Source organism: Mesorhizobium sp. M0563 (genome assembly GCF_040321065.1).
In the GTDB taxonomy this organism is placed as follows: Bacteria; Pseudomonadota; Alphaproteobacteria; order Rhizobiales; family Rhizobiaceae; genus Mesorhizobium.
Window position 1 is genome coordinate 447065 of the sequence record NZ_JAMYQV010000001.1, and the last position, 22457, is coordinate 469521.

Sequence of the window (22457 nt, forward strand, 5' to 3'; positions counted from 1 at the left end):
TAATATTCCTCATCGGGTCGACCCGAGAACCTGAAATGGCAATTGAGGAATCGCCTATTGGCTTTTTTCCGCGCTAGGTTCGGCGGCATTAAGGAGGCCGTCTTTTCGTCGGCAAATATTCCGGCGGCGATCGCGTTTGTCGTCATCCTTATCAGCGCAGCGTTCGCGGAGCACCAGAACAAGATCGTCTCGGACCAGGCCGTCCGTGCGGACGTGCTGACCAAGGTCAACCTCATCCGCGCCAAGCTCGAAGGCAATATCAACGGAAACCTTCAACTCGTGCATGGACTGGTCGCTGCGGTCGTAACCGAGCCCTATATGGGACAGCAACGCTTCGCTTCGCTGGCGAGTAATCTGTTTGGCGCGAACTCGCAATTGAACAATATTGCCGGCGCGCCCGATCTGGTCGTTTCCCTGATGTACCCGATGGAGGGTAACGAGCAGGCGATGGGCCTCGATTACCGCAAGAACGAGCGGCAGCGTGCGGCTGCGCTAAGGGCGCGAGACGAACGCAAGCTGGTGCTTGCCGGTCCCGTCGATCTGAAGCAGGGAGGACAAGGCTTTATCGGTCGCTTTCCGGTTTTCGTGCGGAGCGCGGGCAATACGGAAAGGTTCTGGGGCATCATTTCCGCCGTTGTCGACGTGCAGCGTCTCTATCGGGCGAGCGGGCTGCTTGACGACGATCTCGGGATTGACATAGCGCTGATCGGCAGGGACGCTCTCGGCCAAAATGGAGACCAATTCTACGGCAATGAGCGGATCGGCAAAAGCGATCCGGTGACGGCCGACGTTTTGCTCCCGTCCGGTTCGTGGCAGATCGCGGCCATTCCCAAAAATGGCTGGCCTTCGACGCCAAGTAACGCATGGTTGTTGCGCGCGATCATGGCGACGGCCGGGGCCTTGGTTGTGTTCCCCTTCCTGGTCACAGGTCGCCTGATCGGCGAAAGACAGCGCAATTATGCGGAATTGCGTCGATTGTCACGACGCCTGGAACTCGCTCTGGAAGCCTCGGCTATTGGGGTTTGGGAACACGATCTCGCGACCAACGAGCTTACGTGGGATGATCGCGTAAATGAAATATATGGCAAATCAACCGGGGAGCACCGGGGCTACATAGACTGGGCGGGTGCAATCCACCCAGATGATTTGGCTACCGCCAACGCAGATTTCGACAGCGCGGTGGCCAGCGGACGACCCTATTTGTCGGAGTACCGGATTGTGCGTCCGGATGGCGAGGTCCGTCATGTCCGGTCCAAGGCGATCGTTTACCGGGTCGCAAACAACACTCCAAAAATGATAGGCGCGGAATGGGACGTTACAGCCGATGTCCTGCTGAACCAGGATCTGGTTCGAGCAAAACAGCTGTCCGAGTCGAAAAATGCAGAACTCGAGTCGGCCAAAGCGCGCATAGAGCACATCGCGCTTCATGACTCGTTGACCGGCTTGCCCAACCGGCGTTACCTCGACCAGGTACTGGAAGATTACGCGGCAAACGCCAGGCGCTCAGGCGGGCATGCGGCACTGCTTCACATCGATCTGGATCGGTTCAAGCACATCAATGATACGCTGGGCCACGCCGCCGGTGACGCAATGTTGGTTCACGCGTCAACAGTCCTCAGATCGAAGGTCGGCGACGAGGGATTCGTCGCCCGCATCGGGGGAGACGAATTCATCGTTCTGTGCGTGGTGCGCGACGATACCAAGCAACTGGCGCTGCTCGCTGACCGCGTCATCAGCCAGATGCGCGAACCGGTCTACTACCAGGGCCATCGATGCCGTTTTGGTGTCAGCGTGGGAATCGCAGTCGACAACGGAAAAAATATCGAAGCCAAACACCTGCTGGTAAACGCCGATATCGCGCTTTACCGAGCAAAGAGGCGTGGGCGCAATCGATACGAATTCTTCACCGACGCGATGCAAAGCGAAATCGTCGATACAAAGCGGATTGCCGACGAAATTCTCGGCGGCCTTGAGCGCAACGAGTTCATCCCCTTCTACCAGCCCCAATTTGACGCAAAGACGCTCGAAATCGTGGGGGTTGAGGCGCTGGCGAGGTGGAGACATCCAGAAAAGGGTATTTTGGCGCCCGATGTCTTCCTGAGAATTGCGGAAGAACTGAATGTGGTCTCGATCATCGACCAAGCCATATTGAAGCAGTCGCTTTTGGACTTCAAAGAATGGTCCGCTGCGGGACTCCACATTCCGCGGGTATCGGTCAATGTTTCGGCGCGACGCCTTCAAGATGAGGAGCTCATCAAGAGCTTGCGAGAACAAAATATCGAAAAAGGGACAGTTTCATTCGAGCTTGTTGAGTCAATTTTCCTGGACGAGAACGACGACCTTGTCACCTGGAATATCGAGCAGATAAAAGAACTCGGGATTGACATCGAAATAGACGATTTTGGTACTGGTTACGCTTCGATAGTCAGTTTGCTCAAGTTGCAGCCTCGCCGGCTAAAGATAGATCGGCAGCTGGTCACCCCAATCGTCAAATCGCCGCAAAGAAGGCAGGTTGTCTCGTCAATCATTGACATCGGCAAGTCCTTGGGTATCGAGGTCGTGGCGGAAGGTGTCGAGACGATGCAGCACGCACGGATACTCAAAGGCCTGGGCTGCGACATGTTGCAGGGTTATGCCTTCGGCTACGCGCTCGATTCCGACGGACTAAAGGCCTTTGTTCGATCCCGGCGGCTGCGCACAGCCAGCTGAGCGCCAGTCCCCGCATTTACCGGCGCGATCGGCGTTGAGCGTCGCATCAATATGCGCGTGGCAGGCCAGGCCGGTAACAATAAGCCTCAAATAAGCAGCAGGCCCTTCATGCTGGAGTGGCCTTTCCTGCCGATGATGATGTGATCGTGAACGGCAATGCCAAGCGGTTTGGCCGTCTCGATGATCAGCTTGGTCATCTCGATGTCGGCGCGCGACGGCGTCGGATCGCCCGATGGATGATTGTGAGCCAGAATAATCGCCGTCGCCGAGAGCTCCAAGGCGCGCCTGACCACCTCGCGCGGATAGACCGGCGTGTGGTCAACGGTGCCGACCTGCTGCACCTCGTCGGCGATCAGTGCGTTCTTCTTGTCGAGGAACAGGATGCGGAACTGCTCCCGCTCCTCGAAGGCCATGACCGACCGGCAGTATTCGAGAACCTGCGTCCAGGTTGACAAAAGCTCGCGGCCGGCGATCTCGCCGCGCGCCATGCGCTGCGCCGTTGCAGCAACCACCTTCAGGTCGAGCGCCACCGCCGGGCCGATGCCCTTCACCTCCTGCAGGCGCTCGACGGGCGCGCCGAGGACCTCGGCCAATGTACCGAAGCGTGCCAGCAATGCCTTGGCGACCGGCTTGGTGTCGGCGCGCGGGATCAGCCGAAACAATAGAAGCTCGAGCAGTTCGTAGTCGGGGAGGGTGTTGGGGCCGGCAGCAAAGCGTTCGCGCAGGCGGTCGCGATGGCCGAGATAATGCGGCTTGTCGGCGGCCACCGCCTTCGCGGGCGATCGCACCGGCCTTTCGGGAAAGAAGGCCCGCTCGTCGTCGTCACCGTTCATGGCTGCCCCACCCAGCATTTGCCGGGCAAGGTAACGCCCGATCTGCCAGACACTAGGCCCGCAGGCCGGGGCGGTCGAGGTTTTTTGGCGATAGCGTGAAGATCTCGCAGCCGGTTTCGGTGACGCCGATCGTGTGCTCGTACTGCGCCGACAGCGAACGATCGCGCGTCACCGCGGTCCAGCCGTCCGACAGCACTTTCACATGCGGCCGGCCGAGATTGATCATCGGCTCGACGGTGAAGATCATGCCCGGCCGCATCTCGACGCCTTCGCTGGCGCTGCCGTAATGCAGGATATTCGGCGCGTCGTGAAACAGCCGGCCGACCCCATGGCCGCAGAAATCGCGCACCACCGAGCAACGCTCGGCTTCGGCGTAGGTCTGGATGGCGGCGCCGATGGCGCCGGTGCGGGCGCCCGGCTTGATTGCCGCGATGCCGCGCATCAGGCACTCATACGTGACTTCGAGCAGCCGCTCCGCGGCACGCTTGATCGTGCCCACTGGATACATGCGCGAGGAGTCGCCATGCCAGCCGTCGAGGATATAGGTGACGTCGATGTTGACGATGTCGCCGTCCTTCAACGGCTTGTTATCGGGTATGCCGTGACAGACGACGTGGTTGATCGAGGTGCAGGATGATTTCGTGTAGCCGCGGTAGTTGAGCGTCGCCGGAAGCGCGCCATGGTCCATGCCAAATTCGAAAACGAAACGATCGATCGCCTCAGTGGTGACGCCGGGCGCCACCATCGGCACCAGTTCGTCGAGGCAACGCGCGGTGAGATCGCAAGCCTTGCGCATGCCGATAAAGCCTTCCTCGTCGTAAAGACGGATCTGGCCGGTGTTTCTGAGCGGTGCCGTGGCGGCGTCGAGATAGGTGACCATTTTTATCCGTCTTGCAGGGATGCGAGGCCTGGCTGAGCCCCGCGAGAGAAATTCCCCCAGATTTGGCACTGGAAAGCGCAAGGTTCAAGGACGAACTGCCTACGGAGGCCGAAGACCGGCGATATTCACGCCCAGGGGCATTCTCCTTGCCTGCAGCGGCCCGTGCTTCCGCCGGGTTCATTTGGCTACCGCAGTGACGACACATTTCCAGGCGAGAAGTCGGCCCAAGCATTAGCCGTCACGGCAACTTTTTGCGACGAACGGCGTTGCGGCGGGGGCGTCGGTTCGGGAGAGATCGAATGGACAGACTGCAATTCGAGGTGCCGGTGCGGATCGCGCCTGTGCCCGGCCAGCCGGTCGAGGAAATCTACAGTGTCGAGCAGGCGCTCGATTTCCTGCAAACGTGGCCGGTCCGCCGGAAGGGGCCAACCTACCAGGCCGCGTTCAACGCCTGTTTCGGCGCCACGGTGGACATCGTCGAGACCGAAGACGCATGGCGGGCCTTCATGGCCTTTTGCCGGGTGAGCGGCCTGCTGGCCAGGGACATGATGGTTCCGCGCAAGCGCGGCGGCGAGGCGAGGGGACTGCGGGCGTAGGGAGCCGTCGACATAATCTTCAATTTGTCTGGCAGCCTTTGCCGACATCCTCATCAGAGTGGTGGTCCGGCAAGGTTACGCAGCGCGTTAGCGATGGCATGTGCTAAGTACTTGAGGTCTCTGGTACGCCCAAGGGGAATCGAACCCCTGTTACCGCCGTGAAAGGGCGGTGTCCTGACCGCTAGACGATGGGCGCGCTCAGATGTGAGCGCTTATAGTTGCGTCGCGACAAACCGGCAACCCGTCTGCTGCCGGCTGCGACAACTTTTTTCCTTTGGCTCCAAACCGCGTCTTTCCGACAGCCAAGCTGGTTTTTGCGGCATGATGCAACGCCGCCGAAGGGCCTTCAGTGGCGGAAGAACCTCGCCCTAGCCGCGCCTGCGGCAGCGCCAGTTCCAGTCGCGCTCCGGTCCGACATCGACGTGGACGGATTCGGTGTGGCAGTAGGTGCCGACGCCGCCGCGGCCCGGCATGGTGCGGATATAGCTCGCCAGTTCCCATTTTGAGACGCCGGGAACCTGGATGTCGGCGGCGGCGCAGTACATGTGCAGCGAGTTCTTGGCACCGTTGGCGCGACGGTTGCGGGCCGGATCGCGATAGCCGGAGGTAACCGTCATCTTGCGGCCGTAGTGGCCTTCGATCGTCTTCAGCACGCGAACCAGCGACGGCTTCAAGCAGGCGACATCGACGCTTTCGTTCTGTTTCAGGAGACCGTTGGGTGCCAGCCGGGCGAGGCCGGCGGCGGAGGCGACCTGGTAGGCGCCACCCGAACCTTCGTCCTCGTTGAGGTCGACGTCGCTCTCATCGTCGAGGCCGGATTTGCGCTTGATCTCGAACAGTGCCGTCTGGCGCACGCCGGGCAGCGCATCGGCCGTGAAGTGGCTAGTATCGCCGGCCGATGCCAACTGCACCGGCTTTTCAGCCGGGTTGGCCGAGGCCAGGGTGACGGTGGGCTTTGCCGCGGGCGTCGCCTTGGCCTGCAAGACCGCTGGCTGCCCGCCCGATCTGCTGTTGGCCGGCGATGCCGCCGAAGCAGGCGTAGCGCTGAACAGCGAGGCCAGGAAGTTTTTCTTCGGTGCATAGGCCTGTGGCTGCGGCATCTCGCCGGCGGTCACATAGACCGGGTTGTTCATCGCCGGCGCGGCGGCCTTGGCATCGGGCTTCGATGCGCCGGCATCGGCGGCGGCACTGTTCTGCGCAACAGCGTTGGCCTGTTCAGCCGCCTCGGCGTTTGGTTGCAGCGCTTGCGGCGAATGTCCCGCGATCGTCTCGGCCGACGTGGGAACGGCGATCGGGAAGCCGGCATCGGACTTGGCCCCTGGCTTAGCCATTGGCACATAGGCGACCTGCTCGGGAAGGTTGGCGTCGCCCTCTGCATTCATCGTCATTTGTGCGGTTGTCATCTGCGACGATGAGGCGGCCGTGCTGGCCTGGGGCGCACCGGCGGCCGTGCTGATTTCGGTGGCCGAGGCATTATAGCCTGGCATGCCGACCGACATGGTCGGGTCGCCGGCAGAGGTGCAGGACGCCAGAAGCACCGAGAAAAGCGCCGCCACAATGGCGCGGCTTTCTCCCTTCGCGAGGCGCGATCCTGCTGATCTCAAAACAAAATTCCCCCTCGATATCCGACCGGTTCGTCATTGGCGCGGCGTCGAAACGTCTCGTCGAATGACCCTTGTTCCCCGAACCGGAAACGAGACCTGTGTCAAATCTGCAAGCCTCAAAGTAATTTGGCGGCTAGAGGATGAATCAAGGCTGCTCAGGGTTGACGACACCATTTCGCCCGCTTTTGGCGGCGCGTCAACTCACCACACATTACAGATGGTTACACACGCACCTTGACATAGGTGCCGGGGGCTTCGCCTAGAACTTGCATATGCTCGCCCGGTTTGCGGGCCAGTACGCGGGTATTGTCCCTGGCTTCGATCCAGCGCTGCCAGTGCGGCCACCAGGAGCCGGGATGGTCAGTGGCCCCGGCGAACCACTGGTCGAAGTCGCCAGCCGGCTTGCCGCCGGTCCAGTAGTGGTATTTCTGCGCCGCCGGCGGATTGACGACGCCGGCGATGTGGCCGGAGCCGGCCACGACGTAGTCGACCTTGCCGCCGAAATATTTCGAGCCGAGGAACACCGACAGCGCCGGCGCGATGTGATCCTCCTTCGAGGCGAGGTTGTAGACCGGGATGGTGACGTCCTTCAGCGAAACCGTGCGGCCCGCCAACTCCATCATGCCTTGCGAAAGCCTGTTCTCAAGATAGCAATTGCGCAAATAGAAGGAATGGTTGGCAGCGCCCATGCGGGTCGAATCGGCGTTCCAGTAGAGCAGGTCGAAGGGCAGGGGATCCTTGCCGCGCATGTAATTGTTGACGACATAGGGCCAGATCAGGTCGCCCGAGCGCAGCATGTTGAAGGCGGTCGCCATCCTCGTGCCGTCGAGATAGCCTTTTTCGCTCATTGCCTTTTCAACGGCCGCGACTTGCTCCTCATCGACGAACACTTTCAAGTCGCCGGCATAGGTGAAATCGACCTGCGTGGTGAAGAAGGTCGCCGATTTGATGCGGTGGTCGCCTTCCTGCGCCATCAAGGCCAGCGCTGCCGCCAACAGCGTGCCGCCGACGCAATAGCCGATGGCATTGACGTCCTTTTCGCCGGTGGCCTTTTCAATCGTGTCGAGGCCGTATTGCAGGCCCTCCCTGATATAGGCCTCCCAGCTCTTGGTGCCGTGCCGCTCGTCCGGATTGATCCAGGAGATGACGAAGACCGTGTGGCCTTGCTCGACCGCCCAGCGGATGAAGGATTTTTGCGGGTTGAGGTCGAGGATGTAGTATTTGTTGATCCATGGCGGGCAGATCAGCAGCGGCCGCTTGAGCACGGTGTCGGTCGCCGGCTCGTATTGCAGGATTTCAGCGACGTCGCTGCGGCCGACCACCTTGCCGGGGGTGGTGGCGAGATTCTTGCCGATCTCGAAGGGTGAGTAATCGGCCTGCCGCAGCTTCAGGTCGCCCTTGCCTGCGGCAATGTCCTCGGCCAGCATCTTCATGCCGCGCACCAGATTTTCGCCGTTCGAGGCGACGGTCTCGCGAAACAATTCCGGATTGGTCAGGATGAAATTCGACGGCGAGATGGCGTTGGACACCTGCCTGACATAAAAGCTGGCCTTGTGGCGGGTGTGCTCGTCCAGACCGTCGGCGTGCTCGACCAGTTCGGCCGCCCAGCGCGAGGTGACGAGATAGGCTTGTTTGAGGAAATCGAAAAAGGCGTTGCGGCCCCATTCCGGGTCCTGGAAACGCTTGTCGCCGCGCTCGGGCTTGACCGCATCCTCGGTCTCCTCGGCACCGGCGCCGATGCGCTGAACGGCATTGGCCCAGACGGCCATATAGCCGGAAAACAATCGTGTCTGTGCCTCCAGCGCGCGCTGCGGGTCGGAGAGCCAGTATTCGGTGAGTTTGGAGAACGTCTTCACCATGTCGACGACCGGCTCGGCGACATGATCGCGCACCTCGCCCTTTTCCCGCGGCTCGGCCCATGCCGAGGCGGCCTTGCCGGCCTGCTCGATCATGCGGGCCATGTTCAGAGCGAAGCGTTCCGGGTCCTTAACCAGATATTGCTCGACGGTCGAAGGTTGGTCATCTTCCGCTTTGCCCGAATCGGGTGTTTTGGACATGGTTCGCGGGGTTCCTCCCGAAGCGTTTTGTTGACATATTACCATGGGATATCGGACAGGGTCCAACGTGCTCTAACCCGGCCGCCAGGAAAACAATATGACGATTAATATTGGCACGAACGTTTTTTCCGGCACTGGTCGTTTTTGCCGCATGGCGCTCGTCCTGCTGGCGATGGCCGGTTGCACGAGCAGCAACATAGAAGGTGCAGCGCCCGCCACCGGCCTTGTCGGGGCGAAGGACACCGGTTCCTACCCGAACCTGAACATCCCGCCGCAGGTGGCGGCCGAGCAATTCACCGACGAGGAAAAGAACGCCAAGCTCGCCCAGCTGAAGGCCGAGGAGCAGGGCCAGGCCGCGAAGGGCGGCGGCGTCAAGGTCGCGGACCAGGCTGCGCTGGACCAGCTGGCAAAAAAACACGGCGCCGAGGCGCTGAAGCAGATCGAAGGCAAATGCGACCCCGCTCTCGACCCTAATTGCAAATAAGCTTATACGCGCGACCGCAACCTCACTGTCTGGAACTGCCATGGAAGAATTTCACAAGGTCCGCCGGCTTCCGCCCTATGTCTTCGAACAGGTCAACCGGCTGAAGGCCAGTGCCCGCTCGCGTGGCGCCGACATCATCGACCTTGGCATGGGCAATCCGGACCTGCCGACGCCCAAGGCCATCGTCGACAAACTCTGCGAGGTAGTGCGTGATCCGCGCACGCACCGCTATTCGTCGTCGCGCGGCATTCCGGGCCTGCGCCGTGCCCAAGCCAATTATTATGCCCGCCGTTTCGGCGTGAAGCTCGACCCGGACAGCCAGGTGGTGGCGACGCTCGGCTCGAAGGAGGGTTTTGCCAATATGGCGCAGGCGATCACCGCCCCCGGCGATGTGATCCTGTGCCCCAATCCGACCTATCCGATCCACGCCTTCGGCTTCATCATGTCGGGCGGCGTCATCCGCTCGCTGCAGGCCGAACCGGACGACGGTTTCATCCCGGCACTGGAGCGCGGCATCCGCCATTCGATCCCGAAGCCGCTGGCGCTGATTCTCAATTATCCGTCCAACCCGACGGCACTGGTCGCCTCGCTCGATTTCTACAAGGAGGTGGTGGCTTTCGCCCGGAAGAACGACATCATCATCCTGTCGGACCTTGCCTATTCCGAGATCTATTTCGACGGCAATCCGCCGCCTTCGGTGCTGCAGGTGCCGGGCGCCATCCACGTCGCAGTCGAGTTCACCTCGATGTCGAAGACCTTTTCGATGCCGGGCTGGCGCATGGGTTTTGCCGTCGGCAATGAAAGGCTGATCTCGGCGCTGACGCGGGTGAAATCCTATCTCGACTACGGCGCCTTCACGCCGATCCAGGTGGCGGCCGCGCATGCACTCAACGGCGACGGAGCCGATATCGCCGAAGTGCGCGACGTCTACCGCAAACGCCGCGATGTCATGGTCGACGCCTTCAGCCGTGCCGGCTGGACCATTCCCGCACCGGCGGCGTCGATGTTCGCCTGGGCGCCGATCCCGGAGCCGTTCAAGCACCTCGGCTCGCTCGAATTCTCCAAGCTCCTGATCGAGCACGCCGACGTCGCGGTGGCGCCGGGCGTCGGCTTCGGCGAGCATGGCGACGATCACGTGCGCATCGCGCTGGTCGAAAACGAGCACCGGATCCGTCAGGCAGCGCGCAACATCAAGCGCTTCCTCGCATCCAGCGCCAAGCAGCCGAATAACGTCGTACCGCTCGCCGCGCATCGCTGAGTTTTCTACACATCAATCGACCGAATGGGGCGTCGCCGGACATGGCTGAAGCGTTGCGTGTTGGAATTGCCGGCCTCGGCACCGTCGGTGCGTCGGTGGCTCGCGTGCTGCGCGACAAGGCGGCGGAACTGACGCGGCAGTGCGGCCGCGAGATCGTCGTGTCAGCGGTCTCGGCCCGCGATCCCAAACGCGACCGCGGCGTTGATTTTGGCACAGCACTGTGGTTCGACGACGCCGTCAAGATGGCCCAGACCGCCGAGATCGATGTATTCGTCGAACTGATCGGCGGCGACGAGGGCGCGGCACGATCCTCGGTGAAGGCGGCGCTCGAGGCCGGCCGCCATGTCGTCACCGCCAACAAGGCACTGCTTGCCAAGCACGGCGTGTCACTGGCCGAGATCGCGGAAAAGAGGGGCGTGCTGCTCAACTACGAAGCGGCGGTGGCCGGCGGCATTCCGGTCATCAAGACGATGCGCGAGGCGATGGCCGGCAATTCGGTGACCCGCGTCTTCGGCATCCTCAACGGCACCTGCAATTATATTTTGACGCGCATGGAAGCCGAGGGCCTGTCCTTTGATGCCTGCCTGAAGGACGCCCAGCGGCTGGGCTATGCCGAAGCCGACCCGACCTTCGACATCGAGGGCCACGACACCGCGCACAAGCTGTCGATCCTGACCAGCCTTGCCTTCGGCACGAGGATTGCGGCCAATGACATCTACATGGAGGGCATCTCCAACATCAGCCAGGCCGATATCCGCGCGGCCGGCGATCTCGGCTACCGGATCAAGCTGCTTGGCGTCGCCCAACGCACCGAAAGCGGTATCGAGCAGCGCGTTCACCCGACCATGGTGCCGACGGCCTCGGTCATCGCGCAGGTGCACGGTGTCACCAATGCGGTCGCGATCGAAACCGACATCCTCGGCGAATTGCTGCTTTCCGGCCCCGGTGCCGGCGGCAACGCCACCGCTTCGGCGGTGATCGGCGACATTGCCGACATTGCCAAGAGCCGGCCTGGCTTCCAGCATGGCCCGGTCTTCGGCCGGCCGGCGAAGGAATTGAAGCCCTACAAAAAGGCGCAGATGCGCAGCCATGCCGGCGGTTATTTCATCCGGCTGACCGTGCACGACCGCCTCGGCGTTTTCGCCGCGATCGCCAAACGCATGGCCGACAACGACATTTCGCTGGAATCGATCGTGCAACATGCCGCAGGGCCGGAAACCGAGGCACAGAAGACAGTCATCCTGGTCACCCACGAGACGACCGAGGCGGCGGTGCGCAAGGCCGTCGACGGCATCACCAGGGACAGCCTTCTGACCGACAAGCCGCAAGTCATCCGCATCGAGCGGGCCGGATAGCAGTCTCAAGTTTTGCCTTTAATCGATTGATATTGCTGCGCTTTCAAAAAGGTCCAGCGCAGGTCTTGCTGTTGTCACGAGGCTTTGACACAAGAAGCGCGTCTCTGGCGGGAGGCTAATGCATGTCGCCCAAAAGTGTGCGGCGGTTTTGGGACAACGACATGCATAGAAACAAAGTGCCAACGAGGATTATCCATCGATGAATGTGGCCCAGAACATTGTCGCCGGCCTCGACCGGATACTGACCATGGAATTGGTGCGCGTCACCGAACGCGCCGCGGTCGCGGCCGCCAGATTGCGCGGACGCGGCGACGAGAAAGCCGCCGATCAGGTCGCGGTCGACGCCATGCGCCAGGAGCTTAATCGTCTCGCCATCAACGGCACGGTGGTGATCGGCGAGGGCGAGCGCGACGAGGCGCCGATGCTCTATATCGGCGAGGAGGTCGGTACAGGCAAAGGCCCGGCTGTCGACATCGCGCTCGATCCGCTCGAAGGCACGACGATCTGCGCCAAGAACCTGCCCAATGCGTTGGCCGTCATCGCCATTGCCGAAAAAGGCAGCCTTCTGTTCGCGCCGGACGTCTATATGGACAAGATCGCGATCGGCCCGGGCTATGCCGACGGCATCATCGACATCGATGCCTCGCCGGCCGAAAACATCGCCAGCCTGGCCAGGGCCAAGGGCGTGCCGGTGGCGGAGATCACCGCCTGCATCCTCGACCGGCCGCGCCATGGCGCGTTGATCGAAGCCGTGCGGGCGACAGGCGCCGCGATCCGGCTGATCGGCGACGGTGATGTCGCCGGCGTCATCCACACCACCGACCCGGACGAAACCGGCATCGACATCTATCTCGGCACCGGCGGTGCGCCGGAGGGCGTGCTGGCGGCGGCGGCCTTGCGCTGCACCGGCGGCCAGATGCAGGGCAGGCTGATCCTTGACACGCCGGAAAAGCTGGCGCGCGCGGCGAACATGGGGATCTCCAACCCGAAACGGATCTACCACACGCAAGACATGGCACGCGGCGACGTGCTGTTTGCCGCGACCGGCGTCACCGACGGCAATATGCTGGCCGGCGTCAAGTTCGGCCGCAATTTCATCACCACGCACACGATCGTGCTACGCTCGTCGTCGCGAACCGTGCGCGAAATCAAGGCCAGGCACCAGGATCTGGAAAAGTTTTGATTTCGACTCAGTTAGCCGTTGCATATTGTGCGCAATGACAAATTGCAGACGGCGCGTCACGTGACGGGGGAAAGACGCTTTTTCCTAGATGTCAGGCAGTCGGCCACCGGCGTTTCCTGGGAACACCGACTGACCGAGCGTCAGGACATGGCTGCGCTCGCCATCGCGCAAGGTTATGGCGTGCCCGACATCGTGGCACGCGTGCTGGCCGGGCGCGGCGTCACTGCCGAGCAGACCGAGCGGTTCCTTGATCCGACCATCCGCAACCTGCTGCCCGACCCGGCATCGCTGACCGACATGGACAAGGCGGCCTCTCGCATCGCCCAGGCGGTGACGGCAAGGGAAAAGGTGGCGATCTTTGGCGACTACGATGTCGACGGCGCCGCCTCATCGGCGCTGCTCAAGCGCTTTTTCGCACATTTCTCGGTGCCGTCGGAGATCTACATACCGGACCGCATCTTCGAGGGTTACGGCCCCAATCCGGAAGCGATGCGCGAACTCGTCTCGCGCGGCGCGACGCTGATCGTCACCGTCGATTGCGGCACCAACAGTGCTGCTTCCATCGACGCGGCGAAGGCCGCCGGCGCCGACGTCGTGGTGCTCGATCACCATCAGGTCGGCGGGCCGTTGCCGGCGGCGGCTGCGGTCGTCAATCCTAATCGCGAGGACGATCTTTCCGGGCAAGGCCATCTTTGCGCCGCCGGCGTCGTCTTCCTGTGCCTGGTACAGACGGCGAAGATCCTGCGCAGCCGGCTGCCGGATGCCGCAGCGCCCGACCTGCTTGGCCTGCTCGACCTGGTGGCGCTGGGCACCGTCTGCGACGTGGTGCCGCTCACCGGCATCAACCGGGCCTTCGTGGTCAAGGGGCTACAGGTGGCGCGGCAGCAGAGAAACGAGGGGCTGGCGGCACTGGCGCGGGTCTCGCGTATCGGCGAGCCGATCAGCACGTTCCATCTGGCCTTTCTGATCGGTCCGCGCATCAACGCCGGCGGGCGCATCGGCGACGCAGCACTTGGTAGCCGCCTGCTTGCAACCGACGACCCGGTCGAGGCCCGCACCATCGCCGAGACGCTGGACCGGCTCAACCAGGAGCGGCAGTCGATGGAGCAGGAGATGCTGGCCGCGGCGCGCTCAGAGGCCGACGCCGAGCTTGCCGGCGGCAATGGTCCGGCCATCGTGGTCACAGCCAGCAGCAACTGGCATCCGGGCATTGTCGGCCTGCTTGCCTCGCGGCTGAAGGACCATGCAAGACGGCCGGCTTTTGCCATCGCCTTCAACGCCAATGGCGTCGGTACGGGGTCAGGCCGTTCGGTGTCGGGCTTCGACCTCGGCCGGCTGGTGCGCGAGGCTGCCGATGCCGGGCTGATCGTCAAGGGCGGCGGCCACGGAATGGCGGCCGGCATCACTGTCGAGCGGGCGAAGCTCGGCGAACTCAGGGCTTTCTTCGAAGAACGTGCGGCGGTGGATGTATTCCGGCTGCAAGGCGAGGAGAGCCTGGCGATCGACGGCGCGCTTGCCGCCGAGGGCGCGACGCTTGCGCTGCTCGATGCGCTTGAGAGGGCAGGGCCGTTCGGCGCCGGGCATGTCGCGCCGGTGTTCGCGCTGCCGCGTCACCGGCTTGTCGATGCGCGGGCGGTCGGCACCAACCACATCCGCGCCGACCTGCAGTCGGAAAGCGGCGGCCGCATCCAGGCGATCGCCTTTCGCGCCGTCGATACTGCGCTCGGCGAATTCCTGTTCAAGAACAGGGGCAAGCCGGTGCACGTCGCCGGCTCGCTGTCGGGCAATCACTGGAACGGCAACCGCACGGTGCAATTTCGTATCGTCGACGCGGCGCTTGCCTGAGAGCTCGCTGACCGCTCGGCCTAAGCGAGGACGGTCTGCAGTCGGGTCAGTTCGCCGATTTGTGCCATCGTTGCCTGGTAGCCGATACGGATCGCTTCGTCGGCGCGGTGGAATTCGGTCAGGCCGATATGGCTGAGCTTCGGCTGCAGCGACATGTCCGGCGGGTCGCCGGCCAGCCTGGCGCGCGAAATGCGGTCCTGGATGATGTTGAAGGCTTCGACCATGACGCCGGTGATGCCGAGCCGCGTCTCGCGCGACTGACGTTCGGGATCGGCGTGGCCACCCCTTGGCGCGTCTCTCTCGACGATCAGCTCGCCTGCGCTGTGCTTGATCACTGCGGCGCGGCCGAACAGATCGTAGTGAAGGTTCACCGCAACCACGAGCGGCTGCTCGTAGGCACGGCAGACCGAGACCGGCACCGGATTGACCAGTGCGCCGTCGACCAGCACGCGCCCGTTGCAGGCGACCGGCTCGAACACGCCGGGCAGCGCGTAGGAGGCGCGCATGGCGGTACTCAACGAGCCGCTCGACAGCCAGATTTCATGGCCGGTGCGGATTTCGGCAGCGACGCAGACGAACGGTTTTGGCAGGTCCTCGAAGCGGATGCCGGCTATGTGCTCGCGCAGCCGTGCGTCGAGCTTCATGCCACCGAACAGGCCGCTGCCGCGTAGATTGAGGTCGAGAAGGCCAAAAATGCGCCGCCTGGTCAGGCTGCGCGCGAATTCTTCCAGCTCGTCAAGTTTGCCGGCAACATAGCAGCCGCCGACCAGCGCGCCGATCGAGGTGCCGGCGATCATCGACACTTCGATGCCGGCTTCGTCAAGCGCGCGCAAAACGCCGATATGCGCCCAGCCGCGCGCGCAGCCGCCGCCCAATGCCAGCGAGATCCCTGTTTTACCTGGAGATTTGGTTTCGGATGCGCCTGCGGCCGAGGAGAGGCCATTGGCCTCCCGAACGTCAGGTCTGTTGCGCAATGACGCCCAGTCGAGCATCACAATCTCCCTTGTCCCACGGTCATCCTACAGGCGGGCCGTATCGAAATCATGAATATACGTGGCTGAAGTGCTGCGAATGGTTCATACTGATGGTGTTTTGGGCTTTCGATACGTTTTTTCCGCATCGAACAGCGGCTTGCTGTCGTCGCTGGCAAGCGTCCCTTTGCCATCGCTCAGCCCCACCGTCCGATAAAAGCATGAACGTCGGCCGGTGTGACAAGTTGCTTCGTGACCCAGCACTTTGACGCGCAACCATATCGCGTCCTGGTCACAATCCGTGAGCATCTCGACGACCTGCTGGACATTGCCCGAGGTTTCGCCCTTCTTCCACAGCGCGTCGCGCGAACGCGACCAGTAGTGCGCGATACCGGTCTCGAGTGTCAGCGCCAGCGCCTCGGCATTCATGTGCGCGACCATCAGCAGCATGCCGTCTTCGGCATCGGTGACGACGACAGTGACGAGGCCGCCGGCATCGAAGCGCGGTGAAAGGACGATCCCTTCCTCGAGTACCTTCTTGTCAGATGGAGCTTTCGGAAATTCCAATGCCGACATTCGCCGGTCCCTATTTAGCGAAGGCGGCGTGGGTCTGATCAGTTCCGCCGCCGCGCACCATGGTGACGAAGCGGACCTGCTCTTCAGGTGTATCCTCGAAGACGCCGGTGAAGGTCGAGGTCAGCGTGGTGGAGCCCTGTTTGCGGATGCCGCGCATGGCCATGCACATATGCTCGGCCTCGAGCATGACGGCGACGCCGCGCGGATTGAGCACGTCCTGGATGACGCCGGCAATCTGCGCAGTCATCGCTTCCTGGGTCTGCAGGCGGTGGGCAAAGATGTCGACGACGCGCGCGATCTTGGACAGGCCGACAACCTTGCCGTCAGGCAGATAGCCGACATGCGCCTTGCCGATGATCGGCACCATGTGATGCTCGCAATGCGAGTGGAACGTGATGTCCTTGACTATGACGAGGTCGTCATAGCCGGCGACTTCCTCGAAGGTGCGGCCAAGCTCCTCGGCCGGGCACATATCGTAGCCGTTGAACATTTCGCGGAACGCCTTGGTGACGCGCTTCGGCGTGTCGATCAGGCCCTCGCGCTCAGGATTGTCGCCGGTCCAGCGCAACAAGGTGCGCACCGCGGCTTCGACTTCGGCCTCACTCGGCCGGTCGGTGACCGGCTTTTCCATATAGGCCGACTGCGGCATGAGTTTCTTGATAACGGCGTCCATAAAGGCGTCTCCCGTAGTTCCTCTCTCAGGAGGAACGAGTTGAACGGACCACGACCTTTCGGGTGTTAGAAACTCGCCCGGTTTCCAGCCCGTAAGTGGCGTGAACAGATTTGGGCAGGACGAGACTTGCGGTCGCCTTGTCGATACCCGACTACGACCATTATATATGTTCGTGCCGAGCGAAAGGAAGACGCCAGAGCGGCAATCGCTGTTCGCTGGGCGGCGACGGATTGGAAAAATATGATCGACGATGTCTACAATGCGAAAATTCTGGGTTTTGCCGGAAATATCGCACGGATCGGTCGGCTCGACCGGCCCGACGCAACCGCACGAGCACATTCCAAGCTGTGCGGCTCGACAGTGACCGTCGATCTGAAGATGGATGACGGCGTCGTCAGCGATTTCGCGCATGACGTGAAGGCCTGTGCGCTTGGCCAGGCGTCGTCTTCGATCATGGCGCAGCATGTCGTCGGCGCCAGCGCGGAAGAACTGCGCAGCGTGCGCGAGACGATGCTAAAAATGCTGAAGGAAAATGGCCCGCCGCCCGAAGGCCGCTTCGCCGACCTGAAATACCTGGAACCGGTGCGCGACTACAAGGCGCGCCACGCCTCGACCATGCTGACCTTCGACGCGGTGGTCGATGCGATCGGCCAGATCGAGAAGAAGCGGGCGGAACAGGCGGCCTAAACCTCGGCAAGAAAACGCCGGCTTTCGGCGAATTCCGCCCGGACCCAGTCGGCAAAAGCCCTGGCAGGCTCGGAAAGGTCATTCAGTCTTCTGGCCACCAGCCAATAGGCGCCGGACGCAACGTCGATGTCGAAAGGCTTGACCAGCGCGCCGGACGCAAGTTCTTCGCCGATCTGCAAAAGATCGCCCAGTGCGACACCATGTCCAAGCAAGGCTGCCTGTTTCGAAAGCGAGGCATCCGCCAGCATCGGTCCACGCGCAGGCACGGCTTCAGGGGTCACGCCGGCCGCTTCGAACCAGCGCGTCCAAGCCTGACGGTTTTCTTCGTGCAGCAATGTATAGCGACCAAGGTCGATCGGTTTTTCCAGAGCTGGCCCGGACGCAAGAAGCGCCGGCGACAGAACCGGTGAATCGACGACCGAGGCAAGCTGTTCGGCTTCGCTGCGTGGCCATGAAGTGGCGTGTGCACTGAAGCGTAGAGCAGGTTCAGGCTGATCGCTGCGGAACTCTATCAACCTCGGGTCGACCTCAAGGGAAACGTCGATATCGGGTCGCAACTGGCGAAATCGGTTGAGCCGCGGCACCAGCCATACGGATGCAAGCGACGGCTCGACGCTGACACGGACCACGTCGGGGCCGCCGTCAATTCCGAAAGCAGCCTGTCGATGCCCCCGAAACTTCTGACCAACTGGTCGAGCAGCCGCCGGCCGGTGTCGGTCAATTCGACGCGGCGATGATGGCGGAAGAACAAAGGTTGGCGCAGGAATGTTTCGAGCTCGCGGATCTGGCGGCTGATCGCCGCCTGCGAAACATAAAGCTCCTCGGCCGCACGGCTGAAGCTCAGGTGACGACCGGCTGCTTCGAAGCTTCTAAGAGCCGTCAGGGGGAGGCGTCCGCGCTTCATTCGCATAACTCAGAGTTATCTGACGTCGACGTTATACTCGTTTGAAGAGCAAGGCCAGCGGCGCTCTAATCGGTGCTCAAAGGAGTGCTGCCATGATCCAGTTTCTCAACATCCTGAGCGATGTCGTGCGGATCGCGACATTTCAATGGCATGACGAGAAACCGCATGGCGACTGGTGCGAGGGGAGGCCGCCGACCAGCGTCGCCGCATGTCGGAAGCCGACGCCCGACCGGTACCCGGTTCGCCGTTCGAGGCAGTGACGGGATTGCCGGAACGGCATTGCGTTCCCGGCCCGATGCGCACATCTATCCTGAAGGGAAACGCGACGCGGAGACTGTGGTGGTCGGCCAACATCGGCATGCGCACGGCGCCAGGCCGATTCGACAAGGACGCAACTGGCCCGGCCCGTGGCGCAAGACGCCGGGCCGCGTCTTCGGCACGTCGCTCGTCCGGCTCTACCAGCTGACGCTGTCCGGCTTTGTGGGCAATTCCTGCCGGCATCTGCCGACCTGTTCCGAATACGCGCACGAAGCGATCGCCCGGCATGGACTATGGGCCGGCGGCTGGATGGGATTCTTTCGCGTGCTGCGCTGCGGGCCGTTAGGGACGCATGGCATCGACCGCGTGCCCGAAACCCTGGCTGAGCGCTATGTCTGGTTTGCGCCGTGGCGGTACTGGCGGATCGGGAAAAAACGTGGCGACCTAGACAGTTGACCGCAACTGTTCGTTACACAACCGCACCGCTGTTTACGATCTGGTAGGGTTAACCGCAGCTTGCGCGGACATAGCGCATTTAAGACAAAATCGAGACAAGACGCCTCGCTAAGCCGCTCCTGATACCCTTCAGGAGAGATTGCCAAATGCGCCGGATAGATCGTCTTCCCTTCGTTTTCGCCGTGGTTCTCTATGTCCTGGCGTGGCTGTTGGGCTTTCCGATCCGTGCGCAATCGGCGCCTCTCGGGGACGTCGAATGCACGCTGATCGTCGACGCCGCGAGCGGCGAGACGCTGTACCGGCAAGGGGTTTGCGATCAGCGCGTCAGCCCCGCCTCGACATTCAAGATTCCGCTGGCGCTGATCGGCTATGACGCCGGAATCCTGGGCGACGAGCATACACCGAATTGGGAGTACAAAGCGGAGTTCAACGCGCCGAAACGGGACCGCAAGACCGTCGACCCGACGATCTGGGAAAGGGATTCGGTCCTTTGGTTCTCACGCGAGATCACGCGCCGGCTCGGCAGCAAACAGTTTGCCGGCTATGTGTCCAGATTGGACTATGGCAACACCGACGTCTCCGGCAATTCCGGCAAGAATGACGGCCTCACCCATTCCTGGGTGAATTCTTCGCTCGAGATATCGCCGGTCGAGCAGGTCGATTTCCTGCGCAAGCTGCTGGCGCGGAATCTGCCGGTCTCGGACAAGGCCCATGCGATGACCAATGCGATTGTCCCGACCTTCCGGGCGGGCGGCTGGACGGTGCAGGGCAAGACCGGGACGACCAGGCTTGGCGACGATGCCGACAAGCGCTCGCTTGGCTGGTTTGTTGGCTGGGCGCAGAAGCATGCTCGCAAGATCGTCTTTGCCTGCCTCGTAGTCGATACGAAACGTTCCGACACGCCGAAGGGGCTCAAGACGCGGGCGATGTTCCTGAAAGAGCTGTCGAATCTCCTCGGGTGACCTAAATCCGGCTTTACGGCGCCGAAAACTGCCCATAAAAGACCGCTCGCCGCTGGACGCATCCGGCTCTTACTTGATGTAAGTCGCAACCCCAAAATCGCTACGCAGTTTTGGGCGACGTGCATTTTACCACCCGCGCTCGTTTGCGGGACTGGATAGGAGAATTTAATGCTGAATTCCGTTTCCCTGACATTTCCCGATGGCTCCGTCCGCGACTACGACGCGGCGATGACCGGCGCCGGCCTGGCGGAATCGATCTCGAAGTCGCTGGCCAAGAAGGCCGTTGCCTACAGCATCGACGGCACGTTGCGCGACCTTTCCGACCCGATCGGCAAATCAGGCAAGCTCGAAATCATCACCCGCGAGGATCCGCGTGCGCTGGAGCTCATCCGCCATGATGCCGCGCACGTGCTCGCCGAAGCCGTGCAGGAACTTTGGCCGGGAACGCAGGTGACCATCGGGCCGGTGATCGAGAACGGATTCTACTACGACTTCGCCCGCAACGAGCCGTTCACGCCCGACGATTTCCCGGTGATCGAGAAGAAGATGCGCGAGATCATTGCGCGCAACAAGCCGTTCACCAAAGAGGTGTGGTCGCGTGAAAAGGCGAAAAGGATCTTTGCCGACAAGGGCGAGCGCTACAAGCTCGAGCTGATCGACGCCATCGCCGAGGATCAGGATCTCAAGATCTATGCGCAGGGCGACTGGTTCGACCTTTGCCGCGGTCCGCACATGGCCTCGACCGGCCAGATCGGCAACGCCTTCAAGCTGATGAAGGTCGCCGGCGCCTATTGGCGCGGCGATAGCAACAACCCGATGCTGACGCGCATCTACGGCACGGCCTGGGCCGACCAGGCGCAGCTCGAAGCCTATCAGACGATGCTGGAGGAAGCCGAGAAGCGCGACCACAGGAAGCTCGGCCGTGAGATGGACCTGTTCCATTTCCAGGAGGAGGGCCCCGGGGTCGTGTTCTGGCACGCCAAGGGCTGGAGGATGTTCCAGAACCTGGTCAATTACATGCGCCGCCGCCTGGACGAGCAGGGCTACCAGGAGGTCAACGCGCCGCAGGTGCTCGACAAGAGCCTGTGGGAGACCTCAGGCCACTGGGGCTGGTACCGGGACAACATGTTCAAGGTGACGGTCGCCGGCGACGACACCGACGACGACCGGGTGTTTGCGCTGAAGCCGATGAACTGCCCCGGCCACGTCCAAATCTTCAAACACGGGCTGAAGTCCTACCGCGATCTGCCGGTAAAACTTGCGGAATTCGGCAATGTGCATCGCTATGAGCCGTCCGGCGCACTGCACGGGCTGATGCGGGTGCGCGGCTTTACCCAGGACGATGCCCACATCTTCTGCACCGAGGAACAGCTCGCCGACGAGTGCATCAAGATCAACGACCTGATCCTGTCGACCTATGCCGATTTCGGCTTCGACGAAATCACGGTCAAGCTGGCGACCCGCCCCGAAAAACGGGTCGGCACCGACGCGATGTGGGATCACGCCGAGGGCGTGCTGCAGGACGTGCTCGACAAGATCGCGGCGCGGTCGGGCAACCGGATCAAGACGGGCGTAAATCCGGGCGAGGGCACGTTCTACGGGCCGAAGTTCGAATATGTGCTGAAGGACGCCATCGGCCGCGACTGGCAATGCGGCACCACGCAGGTCGACTTCAACCTGCCGGAACGGTTCGGCGCCTTCTACATCGGCTCCGATTCGGAAAAGAAGCAGCCGGTGATGGTGCATCGCGCCATCTGCGGTTCGATGGAGCGTTTTCTCGGCATCCTGATCGAGAATTATTCCGGCCATTTCCCGCTCTGGTTCGCGCCGCTGCAGGTGGTGGTGGCGACGATCACTTCCGATGCCGACGATTACGCGCGAAAAGTCGTTGCGCAGCTGAAGGCGGCCGGGCTGATCGCCGAAACCGACCTGCGCAACGAGAAGATCAACTACAAGGTCCGCGAGCACAGCCTTGCCAAGGTGCCGGTCATCGTCGTTTGCGGCAAGCGCGAGGCTGAGGAAGAAACGGTCAATGTCCGCCGTCTCGGGTCGCGCGACCAGGAATCGCTTGGCCTCGCGGCCGCCGTGAAACTGCTTTCCGACGAGGCGGTGACACCCGACCGCAAGCGCCGCGCGGCCTGAGCCGGCCAATCAGCAACGAAATGG

General features: G+C 62.2%; 19 protein-coding genes, 1 tRNA gene and 1 pseudogene. 12 read left to right on the forward strand and 9 right to left on the reverse strand.

Features of this window, described 5'->3' with window-relative positions; all coding sequences use genetic code 11:
* The first annotated feature begins 129 nt into the window (after positions 1-129).
* Positions 130-2709: a bifunctional diguanylate cyclase/phosphodiesterase gene (locus tag NKI50_RS02200; RefSeq protein WP_352482301.1), complete on the forward strand. Its 2580-nt coding sequence runs from the start codon at positions 130-132 to the stop codon at positions 2707-2709.
* A gap of 86 nt (positions 2710-2795) precedes the next feature.
* Here NKI50_RS02200 and radC read toward each other — a convergent pair whose 3' ends face one another.
* Together radC and map are read right to left on the reverse strand one after the other, a co-directional pair.
* The gene (gene radC, locus NKI50_RS02205) at positions 2796-3542 is read right to left on the reverse strand and encodes a RadC family protein (RefSeq protein ID WP_023720155.1); all 747 of its coding nucleotides are present in this window, start codon (positions 3540-3542) and stop codon (positions 2796-2798) included.
* 52 nt (positions 3543-3594) lie between these two features.
* Entirely contained in the window at positions 3595-4422 is an 828-nt protein-coding gene (gene map / locus NKI50_RS02210) for a type I methionyl aminopeptidase (RefSeq protein ID WP_352495376.1), read from the reverse strand.
* Positions 4423-4721: 299 nt separating this feature from the next.
* Between map and NKI50_RS02215 the strand changes: the two genes are divergently transcribed.
* The gene (locus NKI50_RS02215; protein ID WP_023678889.1) at positions 4722-5018 is read left to right on the forward strand and encodes a DUF982 domain-containing protein; all 297 of its coding nucleotides are present in this window, start codon (positions 4722-4724) and stop codon (positions 5016-5018) included.
* A gap of 121 nt (positions 5019-5139) precedes the next feature.
* Here NKI50_RS02215 and NKI50_RS02220 read toward each other — a convergent pair.
* From NKI50_RS02220 to NKI50_RS02230, 3 genes are all read right to left on the reverse strand, one after another.
* Positions 5140-5214 (reverse strand) — tRNA-Glu (locus NKI50_RS02220).
* Positions 5215-5386: 172 nt separating this feature from the next.
* The gene (locus NKI50_RS02225; protein WP_352495410.1) at positions 5387-6517 is read right to left on the reverse strand and encodes a YcbK family protein; all 1131 of its coding nucleotides are present in this window, start codon (positions 6515-6517) and stop codon (positions 5387-5389) included.
* A 326-nt stretch (positions 6518-6843) separates the two neighbouring features.
* A complete protein-coding gene (locus tag NKI50_RS02230) occupies positions 6844-8679 on the reverse strand; it encodes a PHA/PHB synthase family protein (RefSeq protein ID WP_352495375.1) in 1836 nt (611 codons plus the stop codon).
* Positions 8680-8830: 151 nt separating this feature from the next.
* Between NKI50_RS02230 and NKI50_RS02235 the strand changes: the two genes are divergently transcribed.
* The 5 genes from NKI50_RS02235 (at position 8831) to recJ (ending at position 14804) form a co-directional block, all read left to right on the forward strand.
* Entirely contained in the window at positions 8831-9163 is a 333-nt protein-coding gene (locus NKI50_RS02235) for a hypothetical protein (protein ID WP_352482154.1), read from the forward strand.
* 40 nt (positions 9164-9203) lie between these two features.
* The gene (locus NKI50_RS02240) at positions 9204-10421 is read left to right on the forward strand and encodes an LL-diaminopimelate aminotransferase (protein ID WP_352715247.1); all 1218 of its coding nucleotides are present in this window, start codon (positions 9204-9206) and stop codon (positions 10419-10421) included.
* 41 nt (positions 10422-10462) lie between these two features.
* The gene (locus NKI50_RS02245) at positions 10463-11776 is read left to right on the forward strand and encodes a homoserine dehydrogenase (protein WP_352482155.1); all 1314 of its coding nucleotides are present in this window, start codon (positions 10463-10465) and stop codon (positions 11774-11776) included.
* Positions 11777-11975: 199 nt separating this feature from the next.
* Complete coding sequence (gene glpX / locus NKI50_RS02250) at positions 11976-12959, forward strand: class II fructose-bisphosphatase (RefSeq protein ID WP_352586956.1); 984 nt, start codon at positions 11976-11978, stop codon at positions 12957-12959.
* A gap of 60 nt (positions 12960-13019) precedes the next feature.
* Positions 13020-14804 carry a single-stranded-DNA-specific exonuclease RecJ gene (recJ, locus tag NKI50_RS02255; RefSeq protein WP_352640613.1) on the forward strand — a complete coding sequence of 595 codons (1785 nt, stop codon included), beginning with the start codon at positions 13020-13022 and terminating at the stop codon, positions 14802-14804.
* Positions 14805-14824: 20 nt separating this feature from the next.
* On the opposite strand, the gene NKI50_RS02260 is transcribed toward recJ, so the two are convergent.
* The 3 genes from NKI50_RS02260 to folE form a co-directional block, all read right to left on the reverse strand.
* Positions 14825-15796 (reverse strand): patatin family protein, encoded by a 972-nt coding sequence (locus NKI50_RS02260; RefSeq protein WP_352482159.1) that lies wholly within the window; start codon positions 15794-15796, stop codon positions 14825-14827.
* A gap of 84 nt (positions 15797-15880) precedes the next feature.
* Positions 15881-16351: a phosphoribosyl-AMP cyclohydrolase gene (gene hisI, locus NKI50_RS02265; protein WP_352640615.1), complete on the reverse strand. Its 471-nt coding sequence runs from the start codon at positions 16349-16351 to the stop codon at positions 15881-15883.
* 10 nt (positions 16352-16361) lie between these two features.
* Complete coding sequence (gene folE / locus NKI50_RS02270; protein WP_352640617.1) at positions 16362-17024, reverse strand: GTP cyclohydrolase I FolE; 663 nt, start codon at positions 17022-17024, stop codon at positions 16362-16364.
* A gap of 240 nt (positions 17025-17264) precedes the next feature.
* On the opposite strand from folE, the gene NKI50_RS02275 reads away from it, so the two are divergent.
* Positions 17265-17711 (forward strand): iron-sulfur cluster assembly scaffold protein, encoded by a 447-nt coding sequence (locus tag NKI50_RS02275; protein ID WP_023720146.1) that lies wholly within the window; start codon positions 17265-17267, stop codon positions 17709-17711.
* Here NKI50_RS02275 and NKI50_RS02280 read toward each other — a convergent pair.
* A pseudogene (locus tag NKI50_RS02280) lies at positions 17708-18615 on the reverse strand (LysR substrate-binding domain-containing protein). The gene NKI50_RS02275 and the pseudogene NKI50_RS02280 sit on opposite strands and share 4 nt — an antisense overlap.
* Before the next feature lie 92 nt (positions 18616-18707).
* Between NKI50_RS02280 and NKI50_RS02285 the strand changes: the two are divergent.
* From NKI50_RS02285 to thrS, 4 genes are all read left to right on the forward strand, one after another.
* Positions 18708-18875 (forward strand): hypothetical protein, encoded by a 168-nt coding sequence (locus tag NKI50_RS02285; protein WP_352482166.1) that lies wholly within the window; start codon positions 18708-18710, stop codon positions 18873-18875.
* Positions 18876-18954: 79 nt separating this feature from the next.
* On the forward strand, positions 18955-19329 hold the full coding sequence (gene yidD / locus NKI50_RS02290) for a membrane protein insertion efficiency factor YidD (RefSeq protein ID WP_031194332.1): 375 nt from the start codon (positions 18955-18957) through the stop codon (positions 19327-19329).
* A 146-nt stretch (positions 19330-19475) separates the two neighbouring features.
* A complete protein-coding gene (gene blaOXA / locus NKI50_RS02295; protein ID WP_352640621.1) occupies positions 19476-20291 on the forward strand; it encodes a class D beta-lactamase in 816 nt (271 codons plus the stop codon).
* 168 nt (positions 20292-20459) lie between these two features.
* Positions 20460-22433, forward strand: coding sequence for a threonine--tRNA ligase (gene thrS / locus NKI50_RS02300; RefSeq protein WP_023720142.1), 1974 nt, complete (start codon positions 20460-20462; stop codon positions 22431-22433).
* Positions 22434-22457: the final 24 nt, after the last annotated feature.